A 24075-nucleotide genomic window follows, 5' to 3' on the forward strand; every position below is an offset into this window, starting at 1 on the left:
TGCTCAAAGTTGACCATCAAGACTATTAATAAAATTTAATATTTTTACATTCCCTTGCTTAGTTTGTATACCAATCATTGATTTAAAGTAAACATCATAACCAGTAATCCAATCATCACAGGTGTATAAATCGAATATATTGAGTGGATATAGTAAAATAGCATGATTATTCATGGTATGTATTGCTTCATCAATGATATTGAGTGCTCCATTTTCTAGTTTATCAATTACTCGAGGAATTACTTGAGTTTTAAGTTCAGTATGTTCCAAACCATTAAGCTCATTAGGAATAACGTTAACTGTATAATTCATCTTGTTAATATTAATTGGTATATTGTAGCCAGCAAATCTTAAAAATTCTAGCATTAAACTTTTTAAATTATCTGCCTCAACCTCATTAGATAATAAAAAGGCTATAGTTTCTTTAAATTCATAATGCCCATTATCAATTAATTTAAGAACTAATTGTATTTGTTCATTCAAATTGAGCGTATTAAATTTAGCCAATGATTGGCTGGTGATATGTTTATCTTCATTGAGTTGAGATTGAGCATATTCTTTTAATGGAAATAACGCCATTCTTGTTTTATGACTTTGAACCTCGTCTATAATTTGATTGATAACATTTACAGACTCATAATACTGACCTAAGCCATTTAACGCCTTGATATAATATAACATTAACTCATCATACGCTTGAATGCCTCTTTTTAAAAGTACAATAGCTTCTTCTCTTAACTCCAAAAACGAATTCAAATGAAATAACATATCACATTTAATTAAGGCTAATGTCTCATCTAGTTCAAATTGTGCTTCATAATCTTCAATTAATTGATATACCATTTCGTAATGTTGACTGTTATGAGATGATTTAATATCTTTATACATTTTTTGCTGTAGTTTTGGAAAAGGGATGATGTCTGACATGTTGTATCCCTCCTATAAATCTTGTAAAATTAATGCACTCCATGTTTCAAATTCATCATAATTATCAATACGCTCTTTTTCTAACCATTGAATTTTTAATGTATCTGTTTCACGTACTTCAATATCATTTGAGTTAACTTTAATTTTAAAGACTATACCTATATGTACTTTACCCACATCGTTTGTATCATCATTTATAAAACCTATATATTCCAAATTCTGAGAATTAGTTTCTAATAAACCGACTTCTTCTTCTAGCTCTCTTTGAGCATTTACCCTTAAAATTTCATTTACAGAACTTGCGCCAATCACATCATTCATGTGTCCACCTACACCGATAGAAGATTGACCATGTAAACGTGACTCTCCACCACCACTTAATCTTTTGTATATTAATATTTCATTTTTCTCATTTTCTAAAAGACAATATGATATTAATTGTTTATACGAAGGATCTTCTTCCATATCTCCACGTCTTTTAACTTCATAATTAGAAAAAGTATTAAATATCGCTTCACCTTGTGGATCATTTTTAGTTAAAAAGCCGTTAAAAGCATTTGACTCTTGTTCAAAAAGGATATCTCTTGATACTACTATTATTTGTTCATCATATTTAGACATAATGTTCTCCTTACATTAGTTTCTTAATTAGCATTTTATCAAACTAAATCATTAAAAAACAAATAAAGGTGCATAAATTAATAATGTACTATTCACCTGATGGTTAAAATAAAAAGGAGTGGAACAGAAATAATATTTTTAAAAATTCATTTCATCGTCCCACCCCGACAAAGTTGTTTAGAATTAAAAACTTGTTACAAATGAAAATTTAATTCAAGCAACTGTTGCCAATATATAATTATAGCCTGAGACATTAGATTATGTCACAGGCTCGGAAAAGTTAATTATTTTAAAGCTTCTTTAGCTTTTGATACTAACTCTGCGAAAGCTTTTTCATCTGAAATAGCAACTTCAGAAAGCATTTTACGGTTAATATTGATGTCAGCTTTTTTCAAGCCATTCATTAATCTTGAATAGCTCATGTCATGTTGACGTGCAGCTGCGTTAATACGTGTAATCCATAATTTACGGAAATCACGTTTACGTTGACGACGGTCACGGAAAGCGTATTGACCTGATTTCATTACTTGTTGTTTTGCTACTTTATATAATGTGTGTTTAGCACCGAAGTAACCTTTAGCTAATTTAATCGTTTTTTTACGACGTGCTCTTGTTACTGTTCCACCTTTAACTCGTGGCATATTAAATTCCTCCTTAGATATAACAATTAATTATCGTTCATTTATCAATTACAATTATTTTTTATAAGCTAATAATTGTTTTACTCGTTTCATATCGCTTTTAGAAACTAATTTAGCTTTACGTAATTTACGTTTTTGTTTAGTGTTTTTATTTGCAAATAAGTGTGATGTGAAAGCTCTTGAACGTTTTAATTGACCTGAACCAGTTCTTTTAACACGTTTAGCTGCTCCACGGTGAGTTTTCATTTTTGGCATGATTCATTTCCTCCTAATAATAGTGAATTATTTTTCGTTAATAGGCGCTAACATGATAAACATTTGACGCCCTTCCATTTTAGGTTTCTGTTCAACAGTGGCAATATCTTTACATTCGTCAGCGAATTTTTCTAATACGCGCTGACCAATTTCCTTATGAGTGATTGCACGACCTCTGAAACGAATAGAAACTTTACATTTATCGCCTTTAGATAAGAATTTACGACCATTTTTCAACTTAGTTTGGAAATCATGTTCCTCAATAGTTGGACTTAGGCGTATTTCTTTAACATTGATAACTTTTTGTTTCTTTTTCATTTCTTTTTCTTTTTTCTGCTGTTCGAATTTGTACTTACCATAATCCATAATTCTTGCAACAGGTGGTTTAGCATTTGGTGCTACAACTACTAAATCTAATTCAACACGTTCAGCCATTTCTAATGCTTCTCGTTTTGATTTAACACCAATTTGGTCACCATTTTGGCCAATTAAACGTAATTCTTTAGCGCGAATCTTTTCGTTAACTTGCGTTTGATCTTTTGCTATGGTTGACACCTCCCAAAATTTTACGAAATTTTCCAAGCAAAAAGAGCGGACAAATTATGCCCGCTCTTCTCTCATACACATTTATGTGTGACATGATTGACCTGCCAACTGCTTTAAGCGTCGCTACAGGTGAGAAACGGGTGTTTCTACTTGGTACGTTTCGTATTCAACGTTAATAATCATATCAGTGTATATCATATAAGTCAACAATTATTTTAATATTAGTGATGTTTTACTTCATCCATTGAAACATCTTGTCTTAAATCCACATTATCTAATGGAATTATCTTCGTTTTATATCTCAATTTATGATAAATAAAGAATACTAAGAAAACTGGGATTCCCATATATGTGATAATGAAGCGATTTAAATCGAAATGACTTGTTTTAATAAAATCAACATCTTGCCCAATTATGACAATCACACAGAGCAAGCCTGCGAATATAGGACCGAATGGGAACCATTTAGCTTTATACTTCAATTCCCTTTTACTATGATGTTGTTTTTCGAAAGCTCTTCTAAATCTGTAGTGACTAATTGCAATACCTACCCATGCGATAAAGCCAGTCATACCACTAGCAGCAACTATATACTCATATGCATCACCACTTAGTTTTTGCACTAAGAAAATAATAACTACTAAAATCGCTGTTCCAACTAGTGATAAATAAGGAACACCATATTTATTCGTTTTACCAAACGAATGAAAAGCTAATTTATCTTTACTCATTGAATAAAGCATTCGTGTTGAGGCATACATACCTGAATTACCTGCTGATAATACTGATGTTAAAATAACTGCATTCATAAATGATGCCGCAAAAGCTAACCCTGCATTTTTAAACACGAGTGTAAATGGAGAAGTAGCAATATTATCATCGCCACCCATCAATGCATTACTATCGTAAGGAATTAACATACCTATAACAAATATTGCTAATATGTAGAATAATAATATTCTCCAGAATACTTGTTTAATAGCTTTAGGTACAGCGCGTTCTGGATTTTCAGATTCTCCAGCTGTAATACCAATTAATTCTGTACCTTGGAATGAGAATCCAGCAACTAGGAAGACGCCTAGAATTGATAATAAACTTCCACCTAAGTTACCACCTAGAATTGGTCCGTCACCTTTCGTAAATGTCTCGAAACCTACAAATTCTCCACCCATAATACCTAGTATCGTTAAAAGACCAATAATGATAAAGATAATGACTGTTACAACTTTGATTAAAGCGAACCAATATTCACTTTCACCATAAACTCTAACAGATAAAGAGTTTAGTGCGAATATAATAACTAAGAATATACAACTCCAAACCCATGCTGGAATACCAGCCATAGGTGTCCAATATTGAATGACTTGTGCAGCAATGGTTACATCTGCTGCAACTGTAATAACCCAGTTAAACCAATAGTTCCAACCTAACGCAAATCCTAAAGATGGATCTACAAAACGTGTTGCGTAAGTACTAAATGAACCAGACACTGGTAAATACGTTGCCATTTCACCTAAAGATGTCATGAGGAAGAATACCATAGCTCCAATAATCGCATATGCAATTAAAGCTCCTAGTGCCCCTGCATCGTGTATTGCTCCCCCAGAGGTCATAAATAATCCGGTACCGATACAACCACCCATTGCTATCATAGAAATATGACGGTCCTTCAGTCCTCTTTTGATTCCATCAACTTGATTTTCGACTTTTTTCATAGAAGCTCCCTTTCTTACAGTAGAGGCTAACTAAAATAGTTTTGTTGTGTTATGCGATGATTATGAACGCATTCAAATTATACTTCCAAATAGTTTATAATTCTTTAAAGCATAAAAAATGGTTGCATACCTTTAGATATGCAACCATCTGCTTAATCTATGTCGGTAGCACATCACAAATTGTGACAGTACAGTTTCTATTCGATAACTGTCCCAACAAATGATAATTAAGGGTATCATTCATTTCGGCATCTTTACCTTCCACACTTTCAACATACGTTCCTTAATAACTTCTGAAGTGTTACTAATTAAAGACGCAACCTCTAACTCTTTTTTTAATTAACTATATAGTAATATACATTAAGCTATCATTTTTATCAAGACTATCTATGTTTTTTCAAACGAATTTCATCTACTAAATTCCAAATAAATTCATCTTTTTCAACTGTTTCTTGATCTTGAGAGCCGTATTTACGTACATTGACTTGATTGTTTTCAACTTCTTTATCACCAACAACTATTTGATAAGGTATTTTTTGCATTTGTGCTTCACGAATTTTGTACCCCATTTTTTCATTACGGTCATCAATTTCTACACGTACACCTTGTGATTTTAATTCATCTTGTAAATTTCTAGCATAGTCATAGTGTAAGTCAACATTAACAGGTATTATTTCAACTTGTTTAGGTGCTAACCAAGTTGGGAATGCACCCTTAGTTTCTTCAGTTAAGAACGCTACAAATCGTTCCATAGTTGAAACTACACCACGATGAATAACTACTGGACGATGATTTTCACCATCGCTACCGATGTATGTTAGTTCAAAACGTTCTGGCAATAAGAAATCAATTTGAGCAGTTGATAAAGTTTCTTCTTTACCCATAGCAGTCTTAACTTGAACATCTAGTTTTGGACCATAGAATGCTGCTTCACCAATTGCTTCAACATATGGTAATCCCATTTCATCGACTGCTTCTTTTAACATAGTCTCAGCTTTGTTCCACATTTCATCATCATCCATATACTTCTCTTTATCTTCTGGATCTCTGTAACTTAATCTGAATGTGTAATCTTCAAAGCCAAAGTCACTATATACTTCTTGAATCATGTTAACAACACGTTTAAATTCATCTTTAATTTGATCAGGTCTAACAAATATGTGTGAATCGTTTAATGTCATTCCACGTACACGTTGTAATCCTGATACAGCACCACTGGCTTCATATCTGTGCATAGTTCCTAATTCTGCAATACGGATAGGTAGTTCACGATAAGAATGAGGACGGTTATTATAGACCATCATATGATGTGGACAATTCATAGGTCGTAATACCATTTCTTCTGTTTCGTCTAATTTCATTGGTGGGAACATATCATCTCTATAATGATCCCAGTGTCCAGAAGTTTTGTATAACTCTACATTTGCTAACACTGGAGTATATACGTGGTCATAACCCATACTTACCTCTTTATCAACTATATAACGTTCAATTTCTCTACGGATTGTAGCACCATTAGGCAACCATAATGGAAGACCTGCACCTACTAATTGATTGTTAGTGAAAAGCTCTAAATCTTTACCAATTCGACGGTGATCACGCTCACGACGTTCTTCAAGCATCTCTAAATGTGCTTTCAAATCTTTTTTATCAAAGAATGCTGTACCATAAATACGTTGTAACATTTTGTTATTGCTATCCCCGCGCCAATATGCACCGGCAGTTGAAAGTAATTTAAATTCTTTGATTTTTGAAGTTGAAGGAACGTGTACACCTCGACATAAATCAGTAAATTCACCTTGTGAATATAAAGTAACACTTTCATCTTCAGGTATAGCGTCAATTAATTCCAATTTATAAGGATCGTCTTTGAAGAATGATTTAGCTTCTTCTCTTGATACAACTTTACGTTCAATTTTATGATTTTCATCAACGATTTGTTTCATCGTTTTTTCAATTTTTTCAAAGTCATCTGACGAAACCTTTTCATCCATATCAAAATCATAATAGAACCCACCATCTATAACAGGGCCAACTCCAAACTTAACATCCCCATATAAACGTTTTAAAGCTTGAGCCATTAAATGGGCAGTAGAATGACGTAAAACTTCAAGCGCTTCATCACTACCTGGAGTCACAATTTCAATTGAACCATCTTCTTCTAATGGTCTAGTTAAATCAACCATTTGATTATTAAATTTACCAGCAACCGCTTTTTTTCTTAATCCAGGGCTAATTGATTGTGCTATTTCTTCAGTTGTTACGCCTTTATCAAACGCTTTCGAATTACCATCTGGGAATTGAACATTTATTTGATCCATTATAAAACCTCCATAAATAAATTCTAATTTCAATTAAATTCTAATTTCAATTAAATTCTAATTTCGTTGAAATAAAAAAACTCGCCCCTAAAAAAGGGACGAGTTCGTCGTGGTACCACCCTAGTTATTTAGCAACAACTAAATATCTCTACTTAAGATAACGGTCTTGAGCCGGGCATTGATTACCAACACCTAATGATGAAGGAGTAATAATTTAATTTGTTAGCTAATCTCTCATCATTTATTAGCTCGCTGTATAACATGGATTAAATTATCATATCTTCAATTATTTCAACGATTAAGATTTATCTTAATTATACAATAGTTATTTTAAATTTCAATTGTTTCTTAAATTTTTACCATCCAAATAATATGACGTTGATAAAGATTTAATTCTTTCAATAATTCTAGCAGCTTTTGTTTCTTCCGCACCTTCACGTGTGATAGATAAATGATGTTCTAGCTCATCAAAATTTAAATTCGATGAGAAAAACGTTGGTAGTTCTTGAACCATGCGATAGTGTAGTAATGGTCCAATTACTTCATCTCTAACCCAAGGTGTTACTTCTTCCGCACCTATATCATCTATCATTAATATATTTGCCTCTCGTATTCGTTGTAACTTTGTTTCATAACTACCATCTCTGAAACCACTTTTTAGCGTGCGAATATATTCAGGTAAATAAACAATCGTAGAAGCAACACTTTTAGCTTTAAGTTGATTGGCAATTGCACCTAGAATAAATGATTTCCCAGTTCCAAATGGACCGTGAATATACATTCCTTTTACATTTTCTCCATTTACTAATTTTTTACAGATATCATTTACATTTTTAGCAATAACTAATCGGTTCAAATCAGTGTCATAAATATCTTTCATCTTAGCGTTTAATGTATCACGTTGCATATGGTGTGATGTGATTAAGTGAGAATTAAATCTTTCTTCATCGTGTTTAATTTTGCAAGGGCACATATTATAACGTATTTTAATTCTATTATTGTCGATATATAATTCAGGTACATGACCTTTAACAAAGTTCGGACAATTTTCATAATCATGCCCATCATAATTTTTTTGTTGATCTTTATACTCTTGTAACACATTTAAGTCATTATCAATGATTTCATTGGTCAATTCAGATTGATGTTCATTTAAGAATGATTTAACATCAGGATCGTTAACGACTTGTTTTTTAATTTTAGCAATTCTTTTTTCTAAATCGCCATTTGATTTGATAATACTATTGAATGATTTCATTTAATCCTCCTCCCAATCGCGTTTTAATTGTTCACGAAACGCAGCTCTTTCCTTTTCAAACTGTTCTTGTTCTTCTTTAGTCGTTTCTTTATCAGTATTTTCTTGACCTCTATTTTTTAACCATTTAGGTGTTTTTTCTCTAGATACAATCTCACGTGATTTTGAATAACGTTTTCTTGATTGACGTTGGTCATTACCTTTATATTCTGATTTTGATTCATTTGCTTTTAACGCATAGTTATATGCTTCTTTTGCAGTCTTAATACCTAATTTTTTCCAATTAGATGCAATTTCTAAAATATATGTTTTAGGTAGTTTCATCTCATTTTTTAGCATTACAAATTGTAAAAGAATATTAATTACACCAAAGTTTAATTTTTCTCTTTCGACTAACTCTTCAATCATTTTCTTTTGTTGAAATGTTGGTTCTGATTCTGACCATGACGCCAACATATCTACTGGACTTGTTTCCTCTAACAATTGAAACCAATCATCATTTGAAGTGGGTTGACTTGAAGACACAGATTGATTGTTACTATTCACTTCATTTTGATTACTAGCCTTAGTCTCTAGTTCAGGTAATTGTTGATTATGTTCAATTAAATAATACGAACGCGCATGCTTTCTCATTTCTTCGTATGATAATTGTTGATTACTTGTAATAGAATTTAATATAATTCGTTTCATAGCATCTTCAGTTAAACCATACAATGTAGCCAATTGAACAATTAAATCTCTAGCTTCTTTAGTTATAATTTCATCGCTAATAAAATGATGACGTAGCATTTCTTTTAAAATCTCAAAATCAAATGATACATTGGATAAATCTATACCAAGATATGGTTTTTCTTTTTTTATTGATGAAGCATCAATAGTAACGCTTGAGTGTGGAATTTTAAAAACATCAGTAAACTTGCGAGTTACTTGTTGAAACCCACTTAAATCAAAATCATGCTTTTTAAAATAATTTTTTAAGCTTTTAAAACGTTGTTTATCGACTTGGTTATATAGATAAATCGATAACATAGGATCATTAAAAAATTGATAGGCAGTTGGTGGCTGTATCAATTCGTAAATAAAAAATGATTGTTGTTCATCATGCTTTACATATGTTTTAAATAAACCGATTGCTTCCAATAAATCCATATACTGTCTAAATTCTGATAAATTCATTTTCAATTCATTCATTATTGTGTAATGCGTTAATGTGTCATCACTATTCACGAATTGGTTCATAAAGTGATATGTACCTATCGCTTGCGCGCCAATTAATGGCATATACAATCTATTAAGTATTTCCAAATGATTATGATTTATTTGGAACTGACGATACACTTTAAAACCGTCATGTGGACTCAAACCATACTCATACGATTGTAAACTCATTTATATATCACTCCGTTTATTATCGTTCAAGATACCTTGCATTGATGCTAACAATTGATCAACATCTTTAAACTCTTTATAAACTGAAGCAAATCTCACATAAGAAACTTGATCGACATGCATCAATAGGTTCATAACATGTTCACCAATATCTCGTGAAGATATTTCAGTTTGTCCGCTATCACGTAGCTGCCATTCAACTTTATTAGTAATATCTTCTAATTGTTGATAACGTACTGGTCTCTTTTCACAAGATCTAACAAGACCATTTAAAATTTTCTCTCTTAAAAATTGTTCTCGAGTTCCATCTTTTTTTACTACAATTAATGGACTTACTTCTATATGTTCGAACGTCGTAAATCGAGTACCACAATTTTCGCATTCTCTTCTTCTTCTAATTGCATTTGCATCATCGGCATGTCTAGAATCAACTACACGCGAATGTGTTGAACTACATTTTGGGCATTTCATATCTTCACCCTCTTGAATAGATTATGATTTATTATACTATAAAAGCATTCTTGACAAAAGAAGTCTAATTCTCATTTAAATTAGACTAAAACAAAAGTATCTTAATAAGAATCTAGTTATATGCATAATATATTTCTTAAATGACAAGAATGTGTGAAAGTTTAAATACAAAATCACATAAAAATAAAATACGAGACTATCAAATCTTAGTCAAAAGATTTAACAGTCTCGTTTTAATTTATAGTGATATCTTCTTAGTTAGCCGTTGCAACATTTTCAGAGGCAATTAATTTAGCAATTTGTTGAGCAACTTCAACTACTCTATTTGAGTAGCCCCACTCATTATCATACCATGCAATCACTTTTACTTTATTATCATCCATCACAATTGTGTTTTGAGCGTCAATAACTGCTGAATTAGGATTTGTATTGAAGTCCATTGATACTAGAGGCGCGTCTTCTACATCAAGAATACCTTCTAGGCCAGCATTTCTGAATGCATCATTGACTTGTTCAGCTGTAACATCTTCTTTTAAATCTACAACTAAGTCTACAAGTGACACGTTTTTAGTTGGCACACGTAAAGCTAAGCCATGCAATTTACCTTCTAATTCTGGAAGTACTTCTTTTAAAGCTTTAGCTGCGCCAGTTGAAGTTGGAATAATACTTTCATTACATGAACGTGCACGACGTAAATCTTTATGCGGATTATCAATATTATTTTGATCGTTAGTAATCGCATGCACTGTTGTCATAAGACCGTTAACGATGCCAAATTTATCATTAAGCACTTTTGCTACCGGACCAATGCAGTTAGTTGTACAAGATGCATTACTAAAAATGTCATATGTATCTACATCTAATTGGTTATCATTTACCCCTTTAACCACCATTTGTACATGGCCACCCTTAGAAGGACCAGTTAATAATACTTTTTTAGCACCTGCATTAATATGGCCTATTGCTTTATCTCCATGGTTAAATTTACCTGTAGCTTCAATTACAATATCAATGTCTAAGTCTTTCCAAGGTAAATTTTCAGGATTACGGTCAGAAACAAGTTTAATATCTTGTCCATCGACACGGATACCGTTCTCAATTGGTTCTACTTTTTTATCAAATCTACCATGAGTAGTATCATAATTTATTAGATGTGCAATTGTTTCAGGTGGATAGCTTGCGTTAATCGCTACAACGTTTAAATCTTCTTTATGTAATGCGATTCTTAACACCATTCTACCTATTCTACCCATACCATTAATTGCAATATTTGTTGACATTTAAAGCACCCCTTGATCGTTTGTTTATATGTTATACTTTATAAAAATAGTGTAACATAATAATTTGATTTTGAAAGCGTTTTCTATTAATTTTAAAAAATTTTTTAATCGACAATATTTGATTAACAAAAAAGCTCTAATAGACTTCTCTATGTAAAAATTTGATATTTACATCATTCATCTACTAGAGCCGAAGCATAAATAATTGCTTAAGCAAATTTTATATATCTTTGTTAATAAAACCTTTATCAGTCAATAGCTGTTCTAAGTTTTGTTTCAGTTCCAACTTATCCCCTAGGTTATCAATAACATGGTCTGCCATTCTACTCTTTTTATCTATCGATATTTGACTATAAACGCGCGCTTTCGCATCCTCTAGCGACAATTGATTTCGCTCCATCAATCTCTCAATTTGAATACTTTCAGACGTGTATACTAACCATACTTCTTCAACTATATTTTGTAATTCATTTTCAAAAAGAAGCGGGATATCCATAATGACATCATAACCTTGATTAAGATATGATTGCTTTTCTTCTTCCATTATTTCTCTAACTATAGGATGCACAATATCATTTAACTCTAAACGTTTCTCTGGGTGATTAAAAACAATTTCACCTACATATTTGCGATCCATTTCACCTTCATCAGTGATAGCACTATCACCAAAAGCTGCTCTAACTTGTTCTAAACCTTTGGTTCCTTTTGCAACAGCTTTTCTTGCAGCTATATCAGCATCTACAACTTTAAAACCAAATGCTGTTAATAACTCAGAAACCGTTGACTTTCCAGTGGCAATACCACCTGTTAATCCAATAACTTTTGGCATAAATATTCACTCACCTTTATTTCTGACAATGTGGACAAAAATGACTATTTCGCGATGCAATGACTTTTTGCTCAATATCATGACCACATATTTTACATATATTTTGTTTATATACATTTAAGTGTAATTGCATTTCTCCTGTTTTGCCATCAGCATGACGATAATCAGAAATGCTAGTACCGCCATTATTTATACCCTCATTTAATACTTCTTGAACATAATAAAATAACATTTGTCGTTCTTGATTAGATACATCTTTTACTTTTCTCTCAGGTAAAACGCCTGCTCTAAATAACGCTTCACATGCATAAATATTTCCACAACCTGCTATCATTTTATGATCAAGCAACATTTGTTTAATAGGTTTGTTTTGGTATTTCTTAAGTTTAATCCGGTCTAAAAAATAGTTTAATGCATTGTCATCAAAAGGTTCAGGCGCAATTTCAAGAAAAGCTGGATAATCATTATAAGTAGCTAGATTTCTTAGTTCACCAAATCGTCTAATATCAGAATAAACAAGTTGTTGACCATTATCTAAATGAAACACAACATGCCAATGTTTTCGATAGTTAGGTGTACTAATATCTGATAATTTATCGACAATAAAAAATCCGCCTGCCATACCTAAATGACTTAATATAATACGCTGGTTGTTATTTTTTTCAATAGTGAAGACAATATATTTACTTCTTCTATCAACGGATTTTATTTTAAAACTTTCACTATTCAATCTGAAACCATCCAAATTAATTCCTTTAATAATTGTCTCTTTTCCTTGTTGTTTACCCTCAATAACTTTGTTTGAAAATGTCACACTTTTAATAGTTGCATTCAATATATAAGGCTCTATACCCCTTTTAACGTGTTCAACCTCTGGTAATTCTGGCATTTCTAATTCCTCTTTCTATTTTGCATCATACCATGTAGATCCGTAGTTAGAATCTACTTTTAACGGCACATCTAATTGTAATGCGTGTTCCATAATTTCCTCAACAAATAAACTAAAATCTTCAACTTCATTTGCAGGTACTTCGAAAATTAATTCATCATGTACTTGTAGTAATAATTGAGCATGATATGACGTTCGTTTAATTTGTCTATCAAATTCTACCATTGCTAATTTAATAATATCTGCTGCACTACCCTGTATTGGAGTATTCATTGCCGTACGTTCAGCAAAACCTCTCAAATTAAAGTTTCTACTATTAATATCTGGTATATATCTACGACGGTGCAATAATGTTTCAACAAATCCATCTGCTTTCGCATCTTTAACAATATCAGACATGTATTGTTTTACACCTGGGAAACTTGCCAAATAATCATCTATAAATGCTTTTGCTTTATTTCGAGTAATGTTTAAGCTCTGGCTCAAACCATAATCACTAATACCATATACTATTCCAAAGTTAACAGCTTTAGCTTGTCTTCTCATTAAAGCGTTAACTTCATTCGCTTCTACATCAAATACTTTCATCGCAGTAGCATTATGAACATCTCTTTCATTGATAAATGCTTCTTTCATACTTTCATCTTGGGTAATATGAGCAAGTACACGTAATTCAATTTGAGAGTAATCAGCTGATAATATCACACTATCATTTGTAGTAGGCTTAAAAGCTTTTCTAATCTTACGTCCTTCTTCAAGACGGACAGGTATATTTTGTAAATTAGGATCTACACTTGATAAACGACCAGTTTGTGCTAATGTTTGATTGAAGCGAGTATGAATTCTGTTATCTTTACTTATGACTTTTTGTAATCCTTCTACATAAGTGGATTGTAATTTTGATAATTGACGATATTCAAGTATATAGTCAATGATTGGGTGCTGACCTTGTAACTGCTCCAACACATCAACTGCAGTAGAATATCCAGTTTTTGTTTTTTTAATGACCGGTAGTTCTAGTGTTTCAAATAATACTACACCTAATTGTTTAGGAGAGTTAATGTTAAATTCTTCCCCAGCCGCTTCGTGAATATTACTTATTAGTAAATCTAATTTTTCTTGAATTTCAGACTGCATTTGTTTTAAATCATTAATATCCGTATAAATTCCTGTTTCTTCCATTTCACTTAAAATACGTGCAAGTGGAAGTTCTAAATTTAACAATAGATCAATTTGTTGGTGCGATTCTAATTCAGCAACCATTTCAGGTTTGCAGGCATAAATTGCCTCTGTGATTGTAGCAATATGCTTATTTAAAATTGCGTCTTCTGGAACATGTCGCTTTTTCCCTTTTCCATAAATTGAAATATCATCTTGAACAAAATTTTGATTATAATTACTTACTACAGAGTTTACATCACCTATCGTTCTCGATGGATCAATAATATAACTTGCTAACATAACATCAAATACAATATTTTTTATATCTATATCTAATCTATGCGCAACAACGTATGTTTTTTTAGCATCATAAACAATTTTTTCTGTAGTATCATTCTCTAGCCATTTAATCAATTCAGGATATTCCTTTAGTTGATCGGAAGCTATTACAACATGGTCCACTCCATCATAAAATCCAAATTTTAAAATTGTATCCTGTAAGTAATTGGTACCATCTACTTCGATGTGAATCACAGCTTCTTTTAATTCTTTAAAATTTATGTTGCTAAAATCATTACTCACTTCAATGACTTTATCCTCGTGATTCTCTTCAGTATTATTACTATCTATATCAGATAATAATTGTTTGAATTCTAACTTTTTGAATAATTCAATTTTATCTTTATTATCATCTTGATTTTCTAACTTAGTATCTTGTAATGCAACTTCAATTGGGCTATCTTTATTAATTGTTGCTAATTCTTTACTCATAAATGCATCTTCACGACTGTTTTCAAGTTTTTCCTTTAATTTTTTTCCTGAAACAGATTCTATATTGTCATAAACACCTTCAACAGTATTGAATTGTTTCAATAATTTGATAGCCGTCTTTTCACCTACACCCGCAACGCCAGGGATATTATCAGATGTGTCACCCATAAGTCCTTTCATATCTATAATTTGACTTGGATTAAGCCCATCATATTTTTCATTAATGAATTCTGGAGTATAATGATCAACATCTGTTACACCTTTCTTAGTGTAATAAATTGTAACATTATCAGTTGCTAACTGTGTCAAATCTCGATCACCAGTAACAATAATCGTTTCAAACCCTTGCTCGTTTGCTTCTTTACTTAATGTGCCTATAATATCATCAGCCTCATAATTTTCTAACTCATAGTGCTTTATATGGTAAGTATCTAATAATTGTCGAATGTATGGGAACTGTTCGCTTAACTCAGGTGGGGTACTCTGTCTTCCGCCTTTGTATTCACTAAATTTTGAATGTCTAAATGTTGTTTTGCCGGCGTCAAACGCAACTAAAAAGTGTGTTGGTTGTTCTTTTCTTATAATCTTTTCCAATAACATAGCAAAACCGTATACTGCATTCGTATGTATTCCTGCTTTGTTAGAAAGTAGTGGTAATGCATAAAATGCTCTAAAACTTAAACTATTACCATCAATTAAAACTAATTTATTCAAAGCGTATACCTCCAGAGTGATTTTATTATATTTTAGCATATAACCTGTGTCATAACGAATGTATGGTTTATACAATAACTTTTCACACTCTACATTACTTATTTAAATAAAAAAGGCACTTTCATATCCTCAACCAAATTTTTGGTTCAAGTATACGAAAGGCCTTAAAAAAATAGTATTAATTATTAATCAAAATAAAAGTTCTTGTACCTCGATATTATAGTCATTCTTAATTGAATGATATTATTCATGTTCATCTAAAAATGAAACTTTAAATAGCGAGCCCTCACCAATATCGCTTTCGACATTAATCGTTCCATGGTGTGCCTCTACTATATGTTTTGTTATAGATAAACCTAAACCTGTACCACCTGAATCTCTACTTCTTGCTTTATCCACCCGATAAAATCTTTCAAAAATATGCTTTTGATCACTTTTATCTATTCCAATACCAAAGTCTTGTATTTCTAAATTTACTTCATGTCCTTCTCTATACACTCTTACAATAACCTCATTATTCTCAAGTGAATAATTAATTGCATTTGATAGTAAATTAGTAATGACTTGTGCAATTTTGTTTTCTTGTGCTTCTATAATGACATCTTTTTCTATTTCGGATACTATTTTAATATTTTTATATCTTGCCTGGTTTTGTAAATTATCTATAGTTGTGTAAGCAAGCTCTGATAAATTCATAAATGCTGTTTCTATCTCTGTTTGTTGTTCGATATGTGATAAATCCAATAAATCCATAACGAGTGACTCAATACGATTAGATTCTTTTAAAATAATATTTAAGAACATATCAAGTGATTCTTCATCATTTTTCGCACCTTCGATGAGTGTTTCAGCGAAGCCTTTAATAGATGTAATAGGCGTTTTAAGCTCATGAGATACATTTGCAACAAATTCCCGACGCAAGTTTTCCAATTTTTTCAAATTTGTAATGTCATGCATTACTACAACCATACCTTGTAACTTTTTCTTAGATTTACTTAGTATTGGAACACATGACAAATCGAAATATTTATGATGAACATTATTTAATAAAATTTCTATCTGATCATGTAATGGCTTTTCAGTTTTAAAACTTTCTAGAATTAATTGTTGAATTTTAGGATCTAAATATGATGTATAGTTTTTATTTTCAACCTTACCGTTTGGCCTAAACAACTCATAGTACGCATGATTGGCCACAACAATTTCACCATGTTTGTCAATCATTAATACTGAACTTGGTATATTTTCTAATGTTGTTTTTAATCGATTTGATTGCATTTTTTGTTTATTATTAAGCTTTTGTAAACGTCTTGCAAGATCGTTAGTTGTGACAAATAGCGCTTTTGTCTCCTTAACATTGCTTTCAGGTACTCTAACATGATAGTATCCATCAGCAATTAACGAGGTAGCATAAGTCACTTCATTAATCGGTCTAATATATGTACGATTGATACTTCTAACAGCTAAATAAATCGCTAAAAGAACAATAATTCCTATTAAAGATAAATACTTCCACATACTCTTTTGTAATTCAAGAATCTCAGTATTCATCCCACCTATGTATATCGTTTTGTCATTGACAGTTGTTTTAAATGTGTATCTAACCTGACCATTTTCTCTTTTATAAATGATATTTGATGGATTAGCTTCATTATCAATGTTATCATTTATTTTATTTTGGTTACCAGTTTGGTATATCACTTTACCATTTTCAGAAATTCTAACAATTAAATTTTGATTAGTTGAAATATTTTTAATTTCATTATTCTCATTTTGCTTGTTTAATTTCAAAAAATTTTCAGATACATGTTTGAGTTCCGTAACCTGAGCTGTTGATAATATTTGATAAATTGTATGATGAATAATGACGCCTAAACCAATAAAACTGATTATAGTAATTGTGCTTAATAGCAATAATAATCTATGATGAAATTTAAGCATTAAGCTTTAGGTCTCTCTAATTTATAACCGAGTCCACGAACAGTTTTAATTAATTTAGGTTGTTTCGGATTCTCTTCGAGTTTGTCTCTTAAATGACTTATATGAACATCAACAATTCGAGAATCGCCTGCGAATTCATAATTCCATACTGAATTTAACATGTGTTCTCGAGTGATTACTCGCCCTTGTCTTTCTATTAGATACAACAATAGTTCAAATTCTTTAGGAGTGAGTTCTAATAATTCATCATCTTTATATACCTCAAAGAATTCAGGTCTGATTCTAATATTTTCAATCAATATATCCTCATCATCAACATCTTCTTTTTCAATTTCACTAGCAAATTTCGATCTTCTCAAGATAGCTTTAACTCTCGCCACTACTTCTCTAGGAGAAAAAGGTTTTGTCATATAATCATCGGCACCTAATTCTAATCCTAATACACGATCAAACTCATCATCTTTTGCAGTTAACATTAAAATAGGTACTAAATTTTTATCAGAACGTATTGTTTTACATACTTCAATACCATCTTTCTTAGGTAACATTACATCTAAAACGACAAGTTCTGGTTGAATTTCATTCACCTTTTCCAAAGCCTCTTCACCATCGTAAGCTACTTCAACGATGTAACCAGCCGTTTCAAGATTATATTTAAGTAAAGTTACAATTGATTGCTCATCGTCAACCACTAATACTTTTTGTGACATAATGTGCCTCCCTGAATTAATATAACATTTCAATTTCATTATAACGGAAGTTAAAACAAAAATAACATACAACATATTAAATTTACATAATCTTAACAATCATATGATTATTTTCCATATATTGAGTATTTATTTATTTATTTTTAAAAAATTATTAACAAATTATAAACAAAATATAGTTATTTGCTTTACTTCATAATAAAAAAGCGGAACAGAATTTAATTTAAATTCAATGTTCCACTTTTATTAAAAATTATTAAGATTGAGAATTCCTTAAAACTTGCGCTATTGTGTTAACTACTACATTAGTGCAATGCATCATCAATCTATTAATTTTTTAAAGTTTTAAATTATTAATGTGTAAATAAATTACTTTAAGTTTTTAATTAACTCATCAGCGAATTCTGAAGTTGATACTTCAGTAGCACCATCCATTAAACGAGCAAAATCATAAGTTACAACTTTAGAAGCAATAGTAGCTTCAATTGCATCAGTAATCTTATCAGCGGCTTCTTGCCAACCTAAATGTTCTAACATTAGAACTGAACTTAATAATTCAGAAGATGGGTTAACTTTGTTTAAACCAGCATACTTAGGTGCAGTACCATGTGTTGCTTCGAAAATAGCGTGTCCTGACTCATAGTTAATGTTTGCACCAGGTGCAATTCCAATTCCTCCCACTTGAGCTGCTAAAGCATCTGAAATATAGTCACCATTTAAATTCATTGTAGCAACTACATCATGTTCTGCTGGACGAGTTAATATTTGTTGTAAGAAAATGTCAGCGATAGAATCTTTAATAATGATCTTTCCATCTTGTTCAGCTTTTTCTTGAGCTTGATTTGCTGCATCTTTACCATCTTTTTCAACAATTTCATCATATTGTTGCCAAGTAAATACCTTATCAGCAAATTCATTATGAGCTACATCATAGCCCCATTGCTTAAATGCGCCTTCGGTGAATTTCATAATATTACCTTTATGAACAAGCGTAACAGTTTTACGGTTATTATCGATTGCATACTGAATTGCAGCTCTAACTAAACGTTCAGTACCTTCTTTAGAAACTGGTTTCACACCAATACCTGAAGTTTCTGGGAAGCGAATGTTAGTAGCACCCATTTCATTTTGTAAGAAATTAATGATTTTTTTAACTTCATCAGTACCTTCTTTAAATTCGATACCTGCATAAATATCTTCAGTATTTTCACGGAAGATAACCATATCAACATCTTGTGGACGTTTAACTGGTGAAGGAACACCTTTGAACCAACGAACTGGACGTAAGCATGTAAATAGGTCTAATTCTTGACGTAATGCAACATTTAATGAACGAATACCACCACCAATTGGTGTAGTTAAAGGTCCCTTAATAGCGATTAAATATTCTTTAATCGTATCAAGCGTTTCTTGAGGTAACCATTCACCAGTTTTATCAAAAGCTTTTTGACCTGCTAATACTTCTTTCCATTCAATACGTTTTTCGCCGTTATATGCTTTTTCAACTGCCGCATCAATAACGCGACTCGCTGCTTTCCAAATATCTGGGCCAATACCATCACCAATAATAAAAGGAATAATTGGTTCATTAGGTACATTTAATCCATCGTTAATTCTAGTAATTTTTTCAGTTGACATAATTTTACCTCCAAATATTGTGAAATCTATTAAAGTTTTTAATTTATCTTTCTTCAATTGGTAAATACTTACGATTTGTTTCACCGACGTAATTAGCTCTAGGACGCATTATTCTATTATCACGATACTGTTCTAGAATATGTGCTGTCCAACCAGATGTACGACTTACCGCGAAAATTGGCGTGAATAAATCGTGTGGAATATCCATACTATGATATACAGTAGCACTAAAGAAATCGACATTAGGAATAAGTCCTTTTTCTTCTTTCATACGTTTCTCAATAGCTATTGAAATATCATATAATTCACTTCTACCAGTTTCAGAAGTGATTTTTCGGCTCATCTCACGTAAATATTTGGCTCTTGGATCTCCGTCTTTGTATACTCTATGACCGAATCCCATGATTTTTTCTTTATTTTTGAATTTTTCATCTAAATAAGCATCAACCTCATCAACTGATTTAACATCAGCAAGCATGCTCATTACTTGTTCATTTGCTCCACCATGTAAAGGTCCCTTTAATGAACCTACAGCAGCTACAATACCAGAGTACATATCAGATAAAGACGATACGGCACAACGTGCAGTAAATGCAGAAGCATTAAGTTCATGGTCAGCATGTAACACTAATGCTTTATTAAATGCTTCAGCTTCAGTATCTGTTGGTAATTCTCCTCTTAACATATATAAGAAGTTAGCTGCATAACTTAAATCAGGATTAGGTTTAACAGGATCTTTACCCTCACGAACACGCGCAAATGCTGTAACTAAAGATGCAATTTTCGCTTGAATACGTATTGCTCTTTCTTTTCTATTTTCTTCTGTTTCATTTTCAGCATCAGGATCAAAATGAGCAATATATGATACAGATGTACGTAGTGCCGTCATGGGGTGCACATTATCAGTTGCGTATTCTTCAAAATGCTTATAAACTCTTGGGTTTAAAGTCATATAATGATTAAATTTTTCTCTTAATGCATCTAATTCATCTTGAGTAGGCAATCTATAATTCCATAATAAAAACACTATTTCTTCGAACAATGCATTTTCTGCTAAATCATCAATATCGTATCCCGCATACGTTAATTGACTATCAATAATTGAACTGATTTTAGTTTCAGCTGCAATTACCCCTTCTAAACCTTTTTGTAATTCTGCCATAAGTAATTCCCCTTTTCTTATACATAATGTAATGGCTTTCAAATACTATTATAGCCAATGTGATAAGTTTTGTGAACGATTATATATCGTTCAATAAATGCTATTTAACTTTAAATTTTTAAACTTATTTTAACTTAAACGCCCAATAAACGCCATTATATAAGCTTTCATTCCAATTTAAATTATGTAATTAATGAGAAAATATTGAAAATTTCAATTTAATTATCAAGCTTGATTACAATTATTTAATCTAAATTTAGAGGGATTTTTAGAAAAAATTCGAAAAATAATTGTCGAATTGAATTTATAAGTGCATAATAAAATTAATTAAATGTAAGGGAGTTGTCTTATGGCTGAAGAAAAATTACAAAGAGGATTGAGTAATCGTCATGTGCAATTGATTGCTATTGGTGGCGCTATAGGTACCGGATTATTTTTGGGAGCAGGTCAAACAATAGCAATGACTGGTCCATCTATTCTATTAACTTATATTATTATAGGTTTCATGTTGTTCATGTTTATGAGAGGCTTAGGTGAGATTATAATTCAAAATACTCGCTTCAAATCTTTCGCCGATGTGACAAATGAATACATAGGACCGTTTGCTGGTTTTGTAACTGGTTGGACTTATTGGTTGTGCTGGATTATAACAGGTATGGCTGAAGTAACTGCTGTTGCTAAATATGTTAGTTTCTGGTTCCCTGCAATTCCAAACTGGATTAGTGCACTATTCTGTGTGCTTATATTAATGCTATTTAATTTGCTTAGTGCTAAATTATTTGGTGAATTAGAATTCTGGTTCGCTATTATTAAAATTATAACTATCATCGCTTTAATCGTTGTAGGTTTAGTCATGATTTTAATGGCATATAAAACACAATTTGGACATGCTAGTTTTACAAATTTATATAAACATGGCATCTTTACTCACGGAGCATCTGGGTTCTTTATGTCATTCCAAATGGCATTGTTCTCATTTGTTGGTATTGAAATGATTGGTGTAACTGCAGGAGAAACTAAAGATCCTCAGAAAACAATTCCAAAAGCTATCAATGCTGTACCGTTAAGAATTTTAGTATTCTACGTTGGTGCATTAGCGGTAATTATGTCTATTATTCCTTGGGATAAAGTTGACCCTAGTGAAAGTCCATTTGTTAGATTATTCTCATTAATTGGTATTCCTTTCGCTGCTGGATTGATCAACTTTGTAGTATTAACTGCTGCAGCATCATCTTGTAATAGTGGTATATTCTCAAACAGTCGTATGTTATTTGGTTTATCAGAACAAGATCAAGCACCACCTATCTTTAGAAGTACTAATAAAAATGGTGTTCCTCATTTTGCTATTATTGGTTCATCTGCATTATTATTAGTAACAGCATTATTAAACTACATCTTCCCAGATGCTACGTTAGTGTTTACTTATGTAACAACAATTTCGACTGTATTATTTATTATCGTATGGGCATTAATTATTATTGCTTATATTAATTATCACAGAAAAAATCCTGAGCTACATAAAACTGTATCTTATAAACTTCCTGGTGGTAAATATATGGGTTACGCAATATTAGTATTCTTCTTCTTAGTATTTTGTTTATTATTTGTAAATGAAACAACTAGAAATGCTATTTTCTTAACTCCAATTTGGTTTATATTACTAGGTTTAATGTATTTGAGATATAGACAAGTTGCTAAGAATAATAAATAATTTAAAATTCTTATGAGATTATAATAGCCAGTAAATGAATTAACATAAAAATTCATTTACTGGCTTGTTTTTTATAATAAACCTATTATCTAATAACTAAATCTAATGTTTTAGAAAATTAATTTATATCTTCTTCAATTTTAGACTCAAATTCATCTAATAAATCGCGTGCTTCATCAACCGATTCTGTACTCATTAATTGATGACGTAATTGACTAGCTCCTTTAATCCCCTTCACATAAATCTTAAAAAATCTTCTTAAACTTTTGTATTGTTGACTTTCATCACTCGAATATTTCTCAAATAATGATAAATGTAATCTAAACAAATTCAATAGTTCTTTACTAGTATGTTCACGGGGTGCTTTTTCAAAAGCAAACGGATTATTAAAGATCCCTCTACCTATCATCACGCCGTCAACACCATATTTCATGGCAAGTTCATGTCCAGTTTGTCTATCTGGAATATCTCCATTAATCGTTAGTAATGTATTAGGTGCGATATCATCTCTTAATTGTTTAATTGCTGCGATTAATTCCCAATGCGCATCTACTTTACTCATCTCTTTGCGTGTTCTAAGATGAATAGATAAATTTGCGATATCTTGTTTAAAAACGTGTTTTAACCAATCTTTCCACTCTTCAATATCATAATAACCTAAACGGGTTTTAACACTAACAGGTAATCCACCAGCTTTAGTAGCTTGAATAATCTCAGCAGCTGTTTCAGGTCTCAATATTAAACCAGAACCTTTACCTTTCTTTGCGACATTAGCTACTGGACATCCCATATTTAAATCTATACCTTTAAAACCCATTTCAGCTAAGCCAAAACTCATTTCTCTAAACTGTTCGGGTTTATCGCCCCATATATGTGCTACCATAGGCTGTTCATCTTCACTAAATGTCAATCTTCCACGAACGCTATGAATACCTTCCGGATGGCAATAACTCTCAGTATTTGTAAATTCAGTGAAAAAAACATCAGGTCTAGCAGCCTCACTTACAACATGTCGAAAAACGATATCAGTAACGTCCTCCATAGGTGCTAAAATAAAAAAAGGACGTGGCAATTCACTCCAAAAATTTTCTTTCATAATAATTAAACCTTCTTATAATAGTATATCTC

20 protein-coding genes, 1 riboswitch and 1 other annotated feature are annotated in these 24075 nt (G+C 31.5%); of the genes, 1 reads left to right on the plus strand and 19 read right to left on the minus strand.

The genetic code is table 11. From position 1 onward, the window contains the following. Positions 1 to 3 precede the first annotated feature (3 nt). From HMPREF2737_RS10380 to HMPREF2737_RS10465, 18 genes are all read right to left on the minus strand, one after another. Positions 4 to 927, minus strand: coding sequence for a hypothetical protein (locus tag HMPREF2737_RS10380; RefSeq protein ID WP_037551011.1), 924 nt, complete (start codon positions 925 to 927; stop codon positions 4 to 6). Between the two features lie 12 nt (positions 928 to 939). After that, a complete protein-coding gene (locus tag HMPREF2737_RS10385; protein WP_037551013.1) occupies positions 940 to 1548 on the minus strand; it encodes an NUDIX domain-containing protein in 609 nt (202 codons plus the stop codon). Positions 1549 to 1832: 284 nt separating this feature from the next. After that, positions 1833 to 2189, minus strand: a complete 357-nt coding sequence (gene rplT / locus HMPREF2737_RS10390) for a 50S ribosomal protein L20 (RefSeq protein WP_011275545.1) — start codon at positions 2187 to 2189, stop codon at positions 1833 to 1835. Between the two features lie 54 nt (positions 2190 to 2243). After that, positions 2244 to 2444 carry a 50S ribosomal protein L35 gene (gene rpmI, locus HMPREF2737_RS10395; RefSeq protein WP_002448990.1) on the minus strand — a complete coding sequence of 67 codons (201 nt, stop codon included), beginning with the start codon at positions 2442 to 2444 and terminating at the stop codon, positions 2244 to 2246. A 27-nt stretch (positions 2445 to 2471) separates the two neighbouring features. Next, positions 2472 to 2999: a translation initiation factor IF-3 gene (gene infC / locus HMPREF2737_RS10400; RefSeq protein WP_029376631.1), complete on the minus strand. Its 528-nt coding sequence runs from the start codon at positions 2997 to 2999 to the stop codon at positions 2472 to 2474. Positions 3000 to 3021: 22 nt separating this feature from the next. Beyond that, positions 3022 to 3148 (minus strand) — a sequence feature (ribosomal protein L20 leader region). A 63-nt stretch (positions 3149 to 3211) separates the two neighbouring features. Continuing rightward, positions 3212 to 4705, minus strand: coding sequence for an amino acid permease (locus HMPREF2737_RS10405; RefSeq protein WP_037551015.1), 1494 nt, complete (start codon positions 4703 to 4705; stop codon positions 3212 to 3214). A 158-nt stretch (positions 4706 to 4863) separates the two neighbouring features. Then, positions 4864 to 5039: riboswitch (Lysine riboswitch) on the minus strand. Between the two features lie 49 nt (positions 5040 to 5088). Then, positions 5089 to 7026 carry a threonine--tRNA ligase gene (thrS, locus tag HMPREF2737_RS10410; protein ID WP_037551017.1) on the minus strand — a complete coding sequence of 646 codons (1938 nt, stop codon included), beginning with the start codon at positions 7024 to 7026 and terminating at the stop codon, positions 5089 to 5091. A gap of 337 nt (positions 7027 to 7363) precedes the next feature. Continuing rightward, on the minus strand, positions 7364 to 8284 hold the full coding sequence (dnaI, locus tag HMPREF2737_RS10415) for a primosomal protein DnaI (protein WP_037551019.1): 921 nt from the start codon (positions 8282 to 8284) through the stop codon (positions 7364 to 7366). Beyond that, a complete protein-coding gene (locus tag HMPREF2737_RS10420; RefSeq protein WP_037551020.1) occupies positions 8285 to 9670 on the minus strand; it encodes a replication initiation and membrane attachment family protein in 1386 nt (461 codons plus the stop codon). Beyond that, positions 9671 to 10141: a transcriptional regulator NrdR gene (gene nrdR, locus HMPREF2737_RS10425; protein ID WP_037551021.1), complete on the minus strand. Its 471-nt coding sequence runs from the start codon at positions 10139 to 10141 to the stop codon at positions 9671 to 9673. Positions 10142 to 10395: 254 nt separating this feature from the next. Continuing rightward, positions 10396 to 11421 carry a type I glyceraldehyde-3-phosphate dehydrogenase gene (gap, locus tag HMPREF2737_RS10430; protein ID WP_037551022.1) on the minus strand — a complete coding sequence of 342 codons (1026 nt, stop codon included), beginning with the start codon at positions 11419 to 11421 and terminating at the stop codon, positions 10396 to 10398. Positions 11422 to 11641: 220 nt separating this feature from the next. After that, positions 11642 to 12250: a dephospho-CoA kinase gene (gene coaE / locus HMPREF2737_RS10435; protein WP_037551023.1), complete on the minus strand. Its 609-nt coding sequence runs from the start codon at positions 12248 to 12250 to the stop codon at positions 11642 to 11644. Positions 12251 to 12266: 16 nt separating this feature from the next. After that, the gene (mutM, locus tag HMPREF2737_RS10440; RefSeq protein WP_037551024.1) at positions 12267 to 13139 is read right to left on the minus strand and encodes a bifunctional DNA-formamidopyrimidine glycosylase/DNA-(apurinic or apyrimidinic site) lyase; all 873 of its coding nucleotides are present in this window, start codon (positions 13137 to 13139) and stop codon (positions 12267 to 12269) included. 15 nt (positions 13140 to 13154) lie between these two features. Beyond that, entirely contained in the window at positions 13155 to 15785 is a 2631-nt protein-coding gene (gene polA / locus HMPREF2737_RS10445; RefSeq protein ID WP_037551025.1) for a DNA polymerase I, read from the minus strand. Positions 15786 to 16028: 243 nt separating this feature from the next. Then, positions 16029 to 17726, minus strand: a complete 1698-nt coding sequence (gene pnpS / locus HMPREF2737_RS10450) for a two-component system histidine kinase PnpS (RefSeq protein ID WP_037551026.1) — start codon at positions 17724 to 17726, stop codon at positions 16029 to 16031. Next, positions 17726 to 18436, minus strand: a complete 711-nt coding sequence (locus tag HMPREF2737_RS10455; RefSeq protein WP_037536805.1) for a response regulator transcription factor — start codon at positions 18434 to 18436, stop codon at positions 17726 to 17728. The genes pnpS and HMPREF2737_RS10455 overlap by 1 nt, the downstream gene beginning before the upstream one ends. A gap of 369 nt (positions 18437 to 18805) precedes the next feature. Next, the gene (gene icd, locus HMPREF2737_RS10460) at positions 18806 to 20074 is read right to left on the minus strand and encodes an NADP-dependent isocitrate dehydrogenase (protein WP_037551095.1); all 1269 of its coding nucleotides are present in this window, start codon (positions 20072 to 20074) and stop codon (positions 18806 to 18808) included. A gap of 43 nt (positions 20075 to 20117) precedes the next feature. Beyond that, positions 20118 to 21236: a citrate synthase gene (locus tag HMPREF2737_RS10465; RefSeq protein WP_037551027.1), complete on the minus strand. Its 1119-nt coding sequence runs from the start codon at positions 21234 to 21236 to the stop codon at positions 20118 to 20120. 349 nt (positions 21237 to 21585) lie between these two features. On the opposite strand from HMPREF2737_RS10465, the gene HMPREF2737_RS10470 reads away from it, so the two are divergent. Continuing rightward, positions 21586 to 22947: an amino acid permease gene (locus tag HMPREF2737_RS10470; RefSeq protein WP_037551028.1), complete on the plus strand. Its 1362-nt coding sequence runs from the start codon at positions 21586 to 21588 to the stop codon at positions 22945 to 22947. Between the two features lie 118 nt (positions 22948 to 23065). Here HMPREF2737_RS10470 and HMPREF2737_RS10475 read toward each other — a convergent pair whose 3' ends face one another. Continuing rightward, positions 23066 to 24043 (minus strand): tRNA dihydrouridine synthase, encoded by a 978-nt coding sequence (locus HMPREF2737_RS10475; protein ID WP_037551029.1) that lies wholly within the window; start codon positions 24041 to 24043, stop codon positions 23066 to 23068. Between the last annotated feature and the right edge of the window lie 32 nt (positions 24044 to 24075).

The organism is Staphylococcus sp. HMSC069D12, from assembly GCF_001810405.1.
Classification (GTDB): Bacteria; Bacillota; Bacilli; order Staphylococcales; family Staphylococcaceae; genus Staphylococcus; species Staphylococcus haemolyticus.